Source organism: Pseudomonas sp. JL27(2026), from assembly GCF_056933555.1.
Genome location: NZ_CM167794.1, coordinates 3,443,091 through 3,455,866, shown reverse-complemented (window position 1 = coordinate 3,455,866; position 12,776 = coordinate 3,443,091). Strand labels below are relative to the sequence as shown.

Sequence of the window (12,776 nt, the reverse complement as noted above, 5' to 3'; positions counted from 1 at the left end):
GCATGTAGATGTCTGGTTTTTAAGTGAAATAGGCAACTGATTTCGGAAGAACTTTTACGTATACCTTTGGAGTTCGTTTGTGCATAAGGCCATTACTTTGATGCTGTTCGGTTTGTCCTTCAGCTTGCCTGTCAGCGCCGGAGATGGTGGTGTGCAGGTATCGACCTTTGGGGGCATTGTGTCAACGACGCTAGCCGTAACGTTCTATCCCATTACCTTCACCGATGAAAGCAGTGGGAATACTCGTGAGAGTATCAATGGCCATAACCAGAAAATTGTTTGCGCTCGTAATGATGCCGCTGCCTTTGTCGCGAGCAATGGCAACATTCGTGGCGTGCATTTGGAGGCTGCGCTTGATGTTCTGCGTCCGTCTGGCGATGTCGACACGGTTAATGATATGCAGCTGGCACAAGCGATTTTGGTCTATCAACCGAACTAGCCAGCCGAGCAAGTCCTGAGTGCATCACCTCTTAAACCCAGCCAGTTCGCTGGGCCTTTTCCTTTCTGGGGGGGGGGCGTGCGGGACAAAAAAGAGCCTCAAAGCTCTTTGATGGGGAGGAAGTAGAGCCCATGAGGCATCAAGATGCGCATGGAGCAAATGGCGAGCTTGGTAGGCGTTCAGTTCACTCGCCACTTACGCAGTTGCAGGGGCATTTAAGCAACTGCGTAAAATCATCGTAGGAATGTGACATTCACCGTTCAAGTACCACAAGTCGGATGGCCTGGGGAGGAGGCTAGGCGGGTGCAAGGACGCTCAGTCCAGCGCCTGGCCTCTAAATATGGCAAGCATGGCAAGTGAAGCCTTGCTGCGGGTATGCGTAGGCTTCTATTTATTGATCTTGGATGAGGAGCGCTTTGGCCAGATCTTCGTCACTTGCGTTTAGACCTGGATGATCGTGCCTGGCTTGCGTCAATACAGACTCCAGATATACGTCGCGTATTGCTCCCCCACTTGCGATGAAGCTGGAGAGATCCTCGCGGGCAGGAGTTACGATCTTGTCGTCTTTGAAGGTTGAGTATAGCGACACAGAAATCCCTGCAGATGTAGCAACATCACGTGCATCAATGTGGGAGCCGTGGGCCATCGTCGAACCAAAGGGCAGGCAAAGTATTAGCAAAGGGATGAAGAGTAGGCGGGACATGGCGTTGTCCTCCTGAAGCATGAAGACAAAAAGGCCTTTCATGTATTTTTTGATACGTGGTACTGGGCAGCAGTTCCCTGCCAGCAGTGTATTTCGGCCGAGAGGTCGAAGGTTTTTGACGATCTTTATCAAGAAAACCTACTGGCAGCTTGTGGGAGCGCGAATGGACGCTTGGTGCATGACGTCTCGGGAGGAAACGGTATGAAACCGATTGTGCCTATCCTCTATCAATAGTAAGTGGCTGTTTTGAAAACAATTTGTTTCTTTGGGGGCTTCCCAAACGCAGCGAAAGTTGATAAATTTGCGCGCATTCTTGCAGACGGCCTTACAGGGCTTGTAGCGGAATGAAGCAGCACCTCGTGTTGCTCGCAAGCTAAAAAGTCAGAATGAGAGTGCCAGGCACTCGTAGCAACAGATACAGGGGCGTCGCCAAGCGGTAAGGCAGCAGGTTTTGATCCTGCCATGCGTTGGTTCGAATCCAGCCGCCCCTGCCATTTTTCTTATGGTCATTCAGGTACAACTCAGTCGGCAGGTATTGCGCGAGTCCAGGATGATCGTCTTTATGGGTAGCGCCAATTCCGATCCGGCCCGGCGTTTCTCATGTCAGTGACATATCCCTCTGCGTGATGCCTTTGACATTCAGCTGACTTGCACTTCTATATCGCGGATAGATGTAGCTGCCGTTTTGGCATGAGGAAGGCGCAGAAAGCTCCATGGATCAGGTCATCATGGGTCTTTCATTGAGTGGCAGATTCACCTGTTTTGCCTTGCCTGATCGCCACTCGGCGACTTTTCGTACAGAGCCTGGTGAAGCGCTCCGCGGGTACCGCTATGCGTATCATCAGGGCGGGCATTCCTTCAGTTCCCATCTCGCCATGATCAACGCGGTTATGGCGGGCTGGATCGGCACCCGGTACGGACGGCCGCATTGGACCAAGAACTGGCAATACATCACACCGCATGTAGGTGTGATGTCACGTTGTCCGGATCAGAACCCTGAGAAACTTTATACGGCACGTCGCCAGCTTGACCCTCACGGCATTTTCTTCAACGGTTGGCCCATTGCGCCACTCGGTTCTGGCTGCATCCAATGCCGATCGGCGCTGCTTTCCTGACGTTGGCGGACCAGCCAGCGGCACCAAATGACGACTGATCATATAATCCTGCCGTGAGCGGGATTTTTTATGACTGAAAATGAGTGAAGACCGTTACCGATACACGCGGAGTACACAGCAAGAGAACGGAAACATCGACTTCAACCTCCGTAACGATTGGCAGGGCTGGGTGGTATGTGGGCAGGTTGCCGAGCAACGAGAACGGCAGGGCTGTTTGAGTAACTTCTTGAGTGATTTATAGCGATATCTAAAAAATCAGGAGCGTTTTACTAAAAAGTCAGGGGTAGGGGCAATGATACGATGAACCTTCTCAAATACTGACAAGTGAACGGGGAAGTGTGTGGTCATGAGTACCAGTTACGTAGATGCCTTGCTCCAGGAGTTGGGGACTGTATTGGGTATCGCCGGGCTTGAATTCAATGATGAGCGTTTGTGCACGTTGGTGGTGAATCATCGGCAGGTGTTGTCGCTGCGCCATGCGTGTGCGTTTAACCAATTGATACTGTTTGGACCGCTCGGCTATGAATTACCCGTCAATCCTTTCTGGAAAACAGTAACTGTGTTGTTGTCGACGGCACTCAATCCGCTGATGGGAGCAGCTCCAGGAGTCGGATGGGACCCTGACTTGGGGCTTATCGGGTTTCAGGCATTGAGCCTGGAGGGGCTCAATGTTCACGAGTTAGAAGCAAGCCTGGGTTCTTTTATTGAATGGGCCGACACTTTTTCGCAGCAACTGGCGATGCCTGTTGATTCAACATCCAGTGTTCAAGGGGTTAAGTATGATCACGTTTAACAATATTGCCGCGTTGCAAAGAGCGCCTGAGTCCGTCAAAGACGCTATCCAGCAACAAGGCGTGTTGAAAGTCGGTGGTCGTGAATACCATATTCAAGCCGATTTGCAACAAGTGCTGCGTACTCAGCCTAAAGACAGCGCAGTGGCGCGTTTTATTGAAGGCGTTGGCAAGCTGTTCGCGACCGGTTCCAGCGCTTCCGTGGCCCAAGGGTTGACCCAGTCTTTGTTCAATTCACATGCGGGCGCGTTGCAACAGCGTCTGCAATCCACCTCATCGGTTGAGCATGCACGGATGGTGTTCAAAGATGCCGGTTTGCAGACCCCTGAACAGGTGCTGGATCGCCTGGGTCGAACAGATGACAAGTCGTTGAATGGGGTTTCCAATGGCGAAGTCAAACAACTCTTTGAGCGCGCGCTGGCGGAAGCGCTGGTTAATACTGCATCTGGCCAAGCCTTGCAGGCGCAAGTGGGGCCTTCGGTCACTCGAGCGCTGGTGGACAAGCAATTGCAGTTTGCCAGCCTGGAAAGTTTGCGTACTTCAGGTTCGTCCACCTCGGTAGTGGACCGCCTGGAACCGATACTCATGGTTGAGTTGAAAAACATCGGTTTGGCACAACAACACCAGCAATCAGTGTTGCAGCAGGATCTTGGTCAGGCACCCTACAACAATGCCCTGAGTGAATCGTTCTATAACCCGAAAGGTCACACCGAGGATGTGGATCGCGCGGCTGCCTGGATCCTTAAAGCGTCGACCTCGGGGGGCAATGAATGGGAAAACTTTACGGCGTTGCTGCGTGAGTACACGTCCAATGGCAAAGACCTGACAGACGCGACCGTTCTTAAAGAACTGCATCAACGGTTGGTGCCTGATATCGACAGATCCTATCGTGGCCCGGCTACCAGTGGTGGCCGCTTGCTCTCCAGTATTACGGGGGCTGCGATGCTGGAGCAGCACCTCAAGACCCTGGACAAGGACCATGAGCAAGTTGGCAAACAGTTGTTCGCTGCTGTGGTGGGCTTCCATGGGTTTATCGACGGTAATGGTCGTATGGGGCGATTGCTGTATGCCCTTACCGAGTTGCGTGCGCAACAATTTACACCGATGGCAGTTGACGCAGAGAACGCGCTCAGCGGGTTAAGCTAATCAAAAGGTGCGTGATCACCCAAGACTTGGAGACTGATGCGTATGCAAAAGTCGGGACGCGTCTTGCAAGTCTCCGCTGGGTCCTCGTTCTTGCAGTGCTTTATGCTCGGGCTGTAATGGGTAATGCTTTACGCTTGAGACGCCCGCTCTAAGGCGGGCGTTGATAGCCAGGAAGGTCCAGCCTATTGCGCCAAGGGCTTGTCCTGACTCATCTTTGCTAATCGCAGGTCGCGAAGTATTTTGTTGGGCTTTTGGGGGCCTTGTTCGAAAAGGTATGGCAGGTTTTTTGTTTTGCCTTTCCCTTATATACATAGGTTGTAATGTGTAGGTCGTGAGGAAATGCCGTGGAGCCTCCTTCATGCCAAAAGTCTTTCTTTATGTAGAGATCAGTGTTGGCTGTGTTGGTGTAGCCGTTTGTCACGGAGTCTTGCAACGAATGCTCCAAAGCTTGCCTGACTGTAACTTTGTGTGAGTTCTGGGACTCCAAGTCGTACTGTTCTGAACTGATAGCGACAGCGTTTTTGATGTTGCAATCTTTAACAAGCTTGTCGCCGCAGACATACACGTCTGCCAGCGACGTTGTTGAGAACGCTGCGAGGCATAGGGCTGAGGTGAGGGTTGCTAAATAGACCTTTAGTGTTCGCATGGAGACGCTCCAGGTGAGGCGACTGTGAGATGTCAAGTCTGTGCGCTTGAGTTTTGAGCGGTAATAATACGCCAGCGCTGATGTGGGTATGCATTAAAGCCCGTTGTTTACCAAGGGGCTTTAATAGTGCAGGTCAGTTATGGGTTACACAATGTTCATGTACGGATCCCAAGAGCAGTAGCCAACCACGTTGTTGTGTTTGTCTACGATCATAAAGGACCATGTGTAAGTGATATGCCCCCGGTTCTCGGCGGTGGCTGCCCATAAGTAAGTGTTGACCTCCTGTTTGATAGGCGTGGCCCATGGCGTTTGTTTGTTGATGACAGGCATTGGGGCGCCTTGAATCGATATGATTCTGACGGGGCTGATTTCCCCGCCATCACTGTACAGTTGTGAGTAGTTGTACAGAATTACTGAGTTCTCAAAGTCTTTTGAAAGTGTCGTTGCGCGCCAGCGAATGACGTCGCCAAGTTCAAGTGTTGAGGTTATATTTGCGCTTCCCTGATTGCTGGTGTCCCGGCTGTTCGAAATCATATGTATGACATCTTCGGCAAAGCGTGGCGCAATTCGGGTTGGGTAGTTGTGATCCTGGCTGATTTCATAATTGAAGTGCCTGAGGATGGTGTCGGCATCAATGGTAATCAGTACTTCCTTGAAGTGAGACATGATGAAGCCCCTTTTTATGGTAATTACCTGGCGTGACCCAGTTTCTCAACGGCTCAGTGCTAGTGCCTGTCGGTACTTACAACAAAAACTGGAACCCATATGTCTGCGACGTACTGATGCAACTTCCTTTAAGACTCGTCGACTAATCAGGTTCCTTCCGATAGGCCGCAGATGGACTATAGATCTGGAAAAAGGGCTGTCAAAAAAAATCCGGGTTTCCTGACAGGCAAAAGACAAGTGGTAGATGTGAATAATCCGGATCGCATAATGCGGGTCAACCCGTGCTCTCAGGTCCTGTTAAGAGCGCGCAGATGCGGTCATTCACGTTGTAAACGAATAAATGGCAGGGGTGAGCAGTACCAAGGTCAGCGCGTCTGGCTTGTATGCAATTTCACGATTCAAGGCGTGGGTCAGTGCATGCGGTTTCGGTTCGGCTGAAGAGATGTCGGCAGCAAGGCAGGGGACCATAGAATATTTTGTCGACCAGTACCGTTCGATGCTTGAAGAGAATCTTGATCACTACATCGAAGGCTACGCGGACTCTATGCAGACGACAGAGTGAGGCTCAAAGCAATGGGATGGACTCCTCCTCACTTCGGCATCTTGAGTGCCAGACTGAAAGTGCGAACCACAGTCAACAGTGAGAAGGAGTCCACACATGAAGCTTATGCGCATTGGGGTCGACCTGGCCAAGAACGTGTTTCAGATCCACGGCGTGGATTGTCATGAGCTACCCGTCTGGCGGCAGCGCCTACCGCGTGATCGCTGGCTGCAAACGGTGTTGGAGAAGATCGAACCTGGCTGTGAGATCGGGATGGAGAGTTGTGGCGGTGCACATCACTGGGCTCGGCAGCTACAAGCCCACGGATTTCGGGTGAAGCTGGTCGCGCCGCAGTTCGTCAAACCGTACGTCAAGAGCAACAAGAACGACGCGAACGATGCCGAGGCGATCTGCGAAGCGATGAGCCGTCCCAGCATGCGCTTCGTCGCCATCAAGACCATCGAACAACAGGATATCCAGGCGACGCATCGCATCCGGGCCGGCTTAATCGAACAGCGGACGGCCAAAGCCAATCAGATCCGTGGGCTGGTCGCCGAGTACGGTCTCGTTGCACCGAAGGAATTGCTGATGCTGCGTCGTGCAATACCATGCTGGCTAGGGGATGCGGATAACGGTTTGACGGCACGCTTTCGTCGTCTGCTGGATGGTTTGTGGGACGACCTTCGTGCGCTGGATGGGCGTATTTGCCAGCTCGATGGCGAGATCACTGCGATCGCGACAAACGAGCCGTCCGCCGTTCGCCTTCAACAGCTGCGTGGTGTCGGTCCAATGATCGCCACAGCGCTCGTCGTCGCTCTCGGTGATGCCCGTCAGTTTGCCAATGGCCGACAGTTTGCCGCCTCGCTGGGACTGACACCGAGGCAATACAGTTCTGGCGGTAAGGATCGACTACTCGGTATCAGCAAGCGCGGTGATACGTATCTGCGAACATTGATGGTGCATGGCGCACGCTCGGCGCTACGCACAGCCAAATCCAAAGAGGATCGGCTCAGCCAGTGGGCCGTTCGTTTAGCCGAGCGATCGCATCCCAATGTGGCCGCCATTGCGCTGGCCAACAAAACTGCACGCATGGCTTGGGCGATGCTGCGTCACGACACTGATTACCAACCGAATCAGGCAGCGGCCTGATCTATTTACCCGACGTGTTCTACGAGAGAAACAACTCTTAACCACGATTGCGAAGCAACCTGAACGATGGCAAACCGGTCGAACCGGCGTCGGCAAAACCCTCGAATGTCCAAGTGCGAAAAGCACGAAAAAGCGATCGGGAGCCGGCGCGCGAATAGCCCATCATGGCCCTGCATCGAAACGATGCCGTATTTAGAGGCCGAATATACGTGTGCAGTCGGCACGGGCGCCAAAGCAACGGGGCTTGCAATGAGGGGGAGTCCATATACGGTCATCCGTGTAGGCAGCAATCGGCCAGAAGTGGGCACCTGAAATGCCCCTGACCTTTACATCGCCTTGGAAGAGATCGTATTGGCCAACCCCAAACGTGCCTTGAGCAAACGCGGCTAGGCGCGTTCACGCCGCTATAGTCGACTCTATTGCCGACCGTACATCCAGGAGCTTTCCCCAGTGTCTGACATGCCGACCCATTTCGCTTACACAAAACGCTTCAACACCGTACTCGCCTACATTGATGCCAATCTTGAAGGTGACCTGTCGGTGAAGACGTTGAGCCATGTGGCGAATTTTTCGGCGTTTCACTTCCATCGGCAATTCACCGCGTTCGTAGGGGTGCCTGTCTCACGTTATGTGCAACTGATGCGACTACGACGCGCGGCACATAGCCTGGCCGCCCTCACTGATCACTCGGTACTGGACGCCGCGCTCGGTGCCGGCTTTGAAAGCCCCGAGGCATTTTGCAGGGCGTTCAGGCGGGCGTTCGGTATGACGCCGAGTGCGTTCAGGAAGGAACCGAACTGGCAGGTCTGGAATGCGGTATTCGCAATCCCTCACTTTTCCAGGACTATCATCATGCAAGTACGAATCATAGATTTCCCTGAAGTCAAGGTAGCAGCGCTTGAGCACTGCGGGCCAGCCGGGCTCGTCAATGAGAGCGTGCGCAGGTTCATCGAGTGGCGTATGCAGAGCGGACAGTCGCCGGTGGCATCGAGTCGCACCTTTGGCATTCCCTATAGCAACCCCGATACGACACCTCCACAAGCATTCCGCTTCGCAATCTGCGGCGAGATTCACGAGGCCGTGGCGCCGAATGAGTTTGGCGTGAACGAGATCGTCATTCCTGCCGGTCGCTACGTCGTGGCGCGACACGTGGGGTCACCGGATCACATCGGCGAAACGATCTATCCGATTTACCGCGATTGGCTTCCTGCCAGTGGAGAGGAACTTCGTGACCAGCCGCTATTCTTCAATTACCTGAGCGCCCATCCCGAGACACCACAGGATCAATGGCAAACAGATGTGTATGTTCCGCTGCAATAGCGGAGCAAACAGCTTTCGACCCTGAGCTGACGCTGTCGAGTGTCTGTTCAGGGTCGGTTGCAGCCCTTGGTGACAGGCTGAAAACGGCCAGGAGCGGTCAAGCGAAAAATGAACCATGCCTTGTTCCTTTCGTCGACGTTGCATGTAAGCTCACGCACATTCAGTGCATAAAAAGGTCGCGAGAATGGACACCAGTTCCCTCACATTTCAGCAATTGTCTCGTCCGGGAAGCGGCTCAAATGGCTGCACCGTGGCCGAACGATGCTCCATCGACTTTCTGATTAACGAACATTCGTTGCTAATCACTCTCATCGCGGCTGCTGGTGATCATTCAGACTACATGGGGTGTTTCGTCAAAGGCTTTCCGAAGCCAAACAAGCTTTCTAATTCTCGCCTGCTTTTACGCAAAGACGCTGAAACAGAAACTGAACGTGTCCTCCTCTACATCTGCCCCGAGTGCGGTGACATTGGGTGTGGCTCCTATTCAGTACGTGTTCGCGAAAACGATGATGGCTTTACGTGGGAATCCTTTGCTTATGAGAACGGTTATGAAGAGCCTCGGATCATTGAAGGCGTTGGCCCCTTCACATTTGAGAAGCATGCATATGAGGCAGCTATCAACAATGCGGCGAAGATCTAAAGGTGATTCAACCGCACTCGTCACAGTGAATCGTGCCTGATTTTTTAGACACAAATGACTGGCAGCTATGGGTAATGCCGGTCAGTTAAGGATTTGAATAGCGCAATCCTTGTGGGAGCGGGCTTGCTCGCGAAGAGGCCATTACATTCAACATCAATGTTGACTGTGGCACCGCCTTCGCGAGCAAGCCCGCTCCCACAGGTTGCGCACCTTAACTGACTGGCATTAGGCAGCTATGGGTCGTTTTCTACCTCACGCGACAGGCAGAAATCGGCCAAAAGCTGCCGTTCATTAGCGTCTATAAAAACAGAGGAAATTCAAAGTTTTAGTCTTGACCTGGATCGATAGTTGAGCATGCGCTCACTCTCGGAGGAACCTAACCTTGCTACCTAGACCTTCCTCTTCCATCTCTGGAAGATTCTGAGTTAGGTCTGACAACACATCAACAATTGCATATGCTTTCTTGTGAAGCTCATCAAGTTCTGCCACGGTGAAGGAAACAAAGCTTTTCTTGTACTTATTCCCTACAGGAACACCACCAGAAAAGTTTGTGCCGAAGATCTCTTCATCACTGCTTCGTGACCAGCAAAAATGTGCAAATTTGTTCCTGGTTGCTCTAAGTGGAGTGATTTTATTATTCACGTCTAAGATTTTTTTGATCTGCTCCTCGCTTATCAGCTTGTAGCCATATCGGTAGCTGTGTATTTTGCAGGCTTCATTTATAGCATCTTGGCGCGTTGCTCCGGACATTCGATCCGTGTAAGTGCGAGCCAAAAATCCCGGCGTTACCAATAGCCGAGATAACAATACACCTAGTAGAAACTCAATATTTGACCATTCAACTGTCAGCCTACCAATAGCCTGAAAGTGTTCATTAGTGAGCTCGGCGTATTGTGATGAATGATTTAGTGGCATTATATCTCCAAAAGTTGAACCATTTTTAGATGGACATGTTTCGATAGCGCGTCGCTTTATGTTGCTTGCGGCTCTGTAAGTTTTCGCTCCATCTATCGAGGGATGCGTGACATAAATATCAAGCTCAACTTCGGTAAAGGTTCAGGGTAGCAGAACTCCACCTATTTGCTACTAGTCTATCAGCCGGCTGCTTCTGACCGTTAGCAGTTGCTCCAGATAGACCGCTTTCGGCCGGCTGGAGTCATTCGCTCGCCTGATCAAGACCTACGCCAAAGGTACATTACACAGATCCCCGATAAACTAGAGTCAGCGCTCTTTGACTATAAGCAAGAAGTTCGGATGTTATGACCGGTAGAGTTTCGCAAACTCCAGGGTTGGTATCGTGATGAAATTGGCCAGCGTAGCCGTTGATGTCCTTCAACTCCTCGACGAGGGGTGAGGCATAGTTTAAGGGGTCAGTAGGGAGAACAGTCCCGATATGCGCAAGTATCCCGCCAAACATCAGATCCCTAGGCACCAAGCCAGGGAATCGTCTGTGTAGGTATCCTTCGAGAAAAGGACGGATCGCTTTGGCCACCATCCTGCTATCGTGGGCTGTACCTGCACAGAACTCCATTAGCAAACGATGATGCCTAAAGAAGGATGACTCACATTCCTGCTCCACATTGAATTTCGCCAGCTGGCTATAGCCGTCGATTGAGTGTTGCAGTTGCAGTACCTCTAAGGCAGGCATGCCCTTTTGGCTGAGTGCCTCTTTCAGATCCCGAACGAAGAAAAGGTCATGCGCCAGCACGATAAGCTGTTCTGCACGAGTGCTGATGATGCGAAGTATCTCTTTCGTTTGGGACTTACGATTGACATCTAGGCTGCACATTGGATCATCAATCACCACCACCTTTTTAGCCAAATCGGCATCTGAGTTGACCGTGGCGATGAAGAAAGCAAACGCCAATGTCCGCTTATCTCCTTCACTTAAGGCGGTAGCAAATTTGGGTGTGCCGTCGAGTGTAATCGAGACTCCACGAAGCGACAGGCCGTATTCACTTCGTAGTCCACCTCGGAAATTCGCGTCCATTTTTTCGATGCTGAAAGATGCGCCAAATCTCTTTAGAATCTGGTTTATTGTCTTCTGGAAAGTGCTTAGTGTTGTTGCCATCTGATCATTGAGAGTGGCACGTGCGGCTTTCTTCTTAGAGTCAGCCTCCTGCGATTTTTTCTTCGCATCGACGAGCAATGCTAATAGGTCGGTTACTTCTTTTTTGCCACGCGTTACGCTCAGCTGTAATTTCAATATTTCTTGATTAATGGCCCCGACATTCTCAGTCGTCAATCCTCCACGGAACTCATCGATCAGTATCCTTGCGCGCTGGATCTGTGCATTAGTATTTCGAATATGCATCAACATAGCATTCCACTGTTGCTGAGCATTGTCTTTATCATCGTTGCTACCGATTGGCTCTAGCGGACTGTTCAATTTGTCACGAACCAGACTGAGCAAGGCCTCTCGCACAACGCCGATATCAATTTTGGCCTGTTCTATCGCGAATGTGGGACTTTCGATTTGAATATCTTCCGCCCATAGAGCAATGGAAGCACAGGCGATGGCAACTGCCACCGCTAACTTATCAATCACAGTTTCGGCGGTTCGTGCTTGGACTCCTCGCTCAAGAACCGACACATTGCTTTTGAGTTCCTCGTACTCCTTGTTGAAATGAGTTCGATAGGCCCGTACCAAATCTACATCGGTGGTGGTTTGGCTACAGTACGGACAGACTGATCCGTTGTCGAAGCCCTGACCTTCACTGATCCATCGTTCGATTGAGGGATTGCACATCTGAGCAATATGTGCGGAGATTTTCTGCTCTGCGTTCTCTTCAACGTCGTTAAGAGAATGCTTGAGGATCTTGAACAGGGCATCCAAATCGAACGATGGCTCTTGAATTTCTTCTGGAAGGGGCCTCTTAAGCACTGCGTCTATGTTCTGTGCGACATGCACGCGTTTTCTCAGGTTATCAATCTGTGGTTGTGTAAGTGACTCCGTAGTTGATGCCAACTTCTGGAATGCCAGAAGGAGCATTCCCTGATGATAGCCAGCGAGCTGAGCCGTCGCTCGAGTGAGTTCTGCGTTGGCTTCCAATGACTCTTTGGTAGCTTGTTCCTCGCCGGCCCTCGCTTTTACAGCTGATGCACCCAACGCAAACTGCAAGAGGTTCTTCCGTTGGCCAGGCGACACGACGCCCCCGGAATGTACATTCTTTTCTATAAACTCGGCGTCGAACACAAGAAGCTCTGGTCGTGATTCTGACCATTTGCCTTTAGTGAAAGTGACCTTATGACCACTACCGAATGCTAAACATACATCTGGTGCAATCGAGCCGTCGATTGTTTTCCGGTCGACAAGCGGAGAAGGATCCCCATCGGCAACAGATCGCAAGACGCTAGCAAGAGTGGATTTTCCACGCCCATTGTCCGCGTAGATCAACTGCATTTTGGAAAGCTTGAGTGCTTTGCCGTCAACATCGTGAAGTAGCCCGATACCGCGAATCCATTCAATTCTTTCGAGCATGATTGGTTCCTTTCAGCGGCAATTGCGAAATGAGATACAGCAGTGTAGTTCCTGCAGGACAGAGGGATGAGGAGAAAAGACGGTTGCCAACGCCATCGGAGCCATGGAAACTTTAGCTACTAAGCTGGCTTACAAATTT

Annotated in this window: 13 protein-coding genes and 1 tRNA gene; 9 read left to right on the top strand and 5 right to left on the bottom strand. The window is 51.5% G+C overall.

What is annotated here, in order from left to right; genetic code table 11:
- Positions 1 to 79: 79 nt before the first annotated feature.
- Positions 80 to 439 (top strand): DUF2388 domain-containing protein, encoded by a 360-nt coding sequence (locus tag AC1Z1G_RS15725; RefSeq protein ID WP_483620980.1) that lies wholly within the window; start codon positions 80 to 82, stop codon positions 437 to 439.
- Positions 440 to 830: 391 nt separating this feature from the next.
- On the opposite strand, the gene AC1Z1G_RS15720 is transcribed toward AC1Z1G_RS15725, so the two are convergent.
- Positions 831 to 1,142 carry a DUF2388 domain-containing protein gene (locus tag AC1Z1G_RS15720; RefSeq protein WP_483627869.1) on the bottom strand — a complete coding sequence of 104 codons (312 nt, stop codon included), beginning with the start codon at positions 1,140 to 1,142 and terminating at the stop codon, positions 831 to 833.
- Between the two features lie 419 nt (positions 1,143 to 1,561).
- Here AC1Z1G_RS15720 and AC1Z1G_RS15715 point away from each other — a divergent pair.
- The 4 genes from AC1Z1G_RS15715 (at position 1,562) to AC1Z1G_RS15700 (ending at position 4,194) form a co-directional block, all read left to right on the top strand.
- Positions 1,562 to 1,636: transfer RNA gene (locus AC1Z1G_RS15715), tRNA-Gln, on the top strand.
- Between the two features lie 219 nt (positions 1,637 to 1,855).
- Positions 1,856 to 2,257: a hypothetical protein gene (locus AC1Z1G_RS15710; protein ID WP_483620979.1), complete on the top strand. Its 402-nt coding sequence runs from the start codon at positions 1,856 to 1,858 to the stop codon at positions 2,255 to 2,257.
- A 346-nt stretch (positions 2,258 to 2,603) separates the two neighbouring features.
- Positions 2,604 to 3,050: a CesT family type III secretion system chaperone gene (locus tag AC1Z1G_RS15705; protein WP_483620978.1), complete on the top strand. Its 447-nt coding sequence runs from the start codon at positions 2,604 to 2,606 to the stop codon at positions 3,048 to 3,050.
- On the top strand, positions 3,004 to 4,194 hold the full coding sequence (locus tag AC1Z1G_RS15700) for a VopS family T3SS effector adenosine monophosphate-protein transferase (RefSeq protein ID WP_483620977.1): 1,191 nt from the start codon (positions 3,004 to 3,006) through the stop codon (positions 4,192 to 4,194). The genes AC1Z1G_RS15705 and AC1Z1G_RS15700 overlap by 47 nt, the downstream gene beginning before the upstream one ends.
- A gap of 217 nt (positions 4,195 to 4,411) precedes the next feature.
- Here AC1Z1G_RS15700 and AC1Z1G_RS15695 read toward each other — a convergent pair whose 3' ends face one another.
- Together AC1Z1G_RS15695 and AC1Z1G_RS15690 are read right to left on the bottom strand one after the other, a co-directional pair.
- Positions 4,412 to 4,840, bottom strand: coding sequence for a hypothetical protein (locus AC1Z1G_RS15695; protein WP_483620976.1), 429 nt, complete (start codon positions 4,838 to 4,840; stop codon positions 4,412 to 4,414).
- A 144-nt stretch (positions 4,841 to 4,984) separates the two neighbouring features.
- Positions 4,985 to 5,506 carry an AidA/PixA family protein gene (locus AC1Z1G_RS15690; protein WP_483620975.1) on the bottom strand — a complete coding sequence of 174 codons (522 nt, stop codon included), beginning with the start codon at positions 5,504 to 5,506 and terminating at the stop codon, positions 4,985 to 4,987.
- Positions 5,507 to 5,846: 340 nt separating this feature from the next.
- Between AC1Z1G_RS15690 and AC1Z1G_RS15685 the strand changes: the two genes are divergently transcribed.
- From AC1Z1G_RS15685 to AC1Z1G_RS15670, 4 genes are all read left to right on the top strand, one after another.
- On the top strand, positions 5,847 to 6,068 hold the full coding sequence (locus tag AC1Z1G_RS15685; RefSeq protein WP_483620974.1) for a DUF3144 domain-containing protein: 222 nt from the start codon (positions 5,847 to 5,849) through the stop codon (positions 6,066 to 6,068).
- A gap of 96 nt (positions 6,069 to 6,164) precedes the next feature.
- Positions 6,165 to 7,196 carry an IS110 family RNA-guided transposase gene (locus AC1Z1G_RS15680; RefSeq protein ID WP_483620722.1) on the top strand — a complete coding sequence of 344 codons (1,032 nt, stop codon included), beginning with the start codon at positions 6,165 to 6,167 and terminating at the stop codon, positions 7,194 to 7,196.
- A 450-nt stretch (positions 7,197 to 7,646) separates the two neighbouring features.
- Entirely contained in the window at positions 7,647 to 8,516 is an 870-nt protein-coding gene (locus AC1Z1G_RS15675) for an AraC family transcriptional regulator (protein ID WP_483620973.1), read from the top strand.
- A gap of 184 nt (positions 8,517 to 8,700) precedes the next feature.
- Positions 8,701 to 9,156, top strand: coding sequence for a hypothetical protein (locus AC1Z1G_RS15670; protein WP_483620972.1), 456 nt, complete (start codon positions 8,701 to 8,703; stop codon positions 9,154 to 9,156).
- A gap of 360 nt (positions 9,157 to 9,516) precedes the next feature.
- Here AC1Z1G_RS15670 and AC1Z1G_RS15665 read toward each other — a convergent pair whose 3' ends face one another.
- Positions 9,517 to 10,071, bottom strand: a complete 555-nt coding sequence (locus AC1Z1G_RS15665) for a hypothetical protein (protein ID WP_483620971.1) — start codon at positions 10,069 to 10,071, stop codon at positions 9,517 to 9,519.
- Between the two features lie 280 nt (positions 10,072 to 10,351).
- Positions 10,352 to 12,637, bottom strand: a complete 2,286-nt coding sequence (locus tag AC1Z1G_RS15660; protein ID WP_483620970.1) for an AAA family ATPase — start codon at positions 12,635 to 12,637, stop codon at positions 10,352 to 10,354.
- Positions 12,638 to 12,776 lie beyond the last annotated feature (139 nt).

Excerpts from the sequence above, each read along its gene's own strand:
- AC1Z1G_RS15720 (WP_483627869.1), bottom strand. The coding sequence starts at position 1,142 with ATGTCCCGCCTACTCTTCATCCCTTTGCTAATACTTTGCCTGCCCTTT.
- AC1Z1G_RS15710 (WP_483620979.1), top strand. The coding sequence starts at position 1,856 with ATGGATCAGGTCATCATGGGTCTTTCATTGAGTGGCAGATTCACCTGT.
- AC1Z1G_RS15705 (WP_483620978.1), top strand. The coding sequence starts at position 2,604 with ATGAGTACCAGTTACGTAGATGCCTTGCTCCAGGAGTTGGGGACTGTA.
- AC1Z1G_RS15695 (WP_483620976.1), bottom strand. The coding sequence starts at position 4,840 with ATGCGAACACTAAAGGTCTATTTAGCAACCCTCACCTCAGCCCTATGC.
- AC1Z1G_RS15690 (WP_483620975.1), bottom strand. The coding sequence starts at position 5,506 with ATGTCTCACTTCAAGGAAGTACTGATTACCATTGATGCCGACACCATC.
- AC1Z1G_RS15685 (WP_483620974.1), top strand. The coding sequence starts at position 5,847 with ATGGCAGGGGTGAGCAGTACCAAGGTCAGCGCGTCTGGCTTGTATGCA.
- AC1Z1G_RS15680 (WP_483620722.1), top strand. The coding sequence starts at position 6,165 with ATGAAGCTTATGCGCATTGGGGTCGACCTGGCCAAGAACGTGTTTCAG.
- AC1Z1G_RS15670 (WP_483620972.1), top strand. The coding sequence starts at position 8,701 with ATGGACACCAGTTCCCTCACATTTCAGCAATTGTCTCGTCCGGGAAGC.
- AC1Z1G_RS15665 (WP_483620971.1), bottom strand. The coding sequence starts at position 10,071 with ATGCCACTAAATCATTCATCACAATACGCCGAGCTCACTAATGAACAC.
- AC1Z1G_RS15660 (WP_483620970.1), bottom strand. The coding sequence starts at position 12,637 with ATGCTCGAAAGAATTGAATGGATTCGCGGTATCGGGCTACTTCACGAT.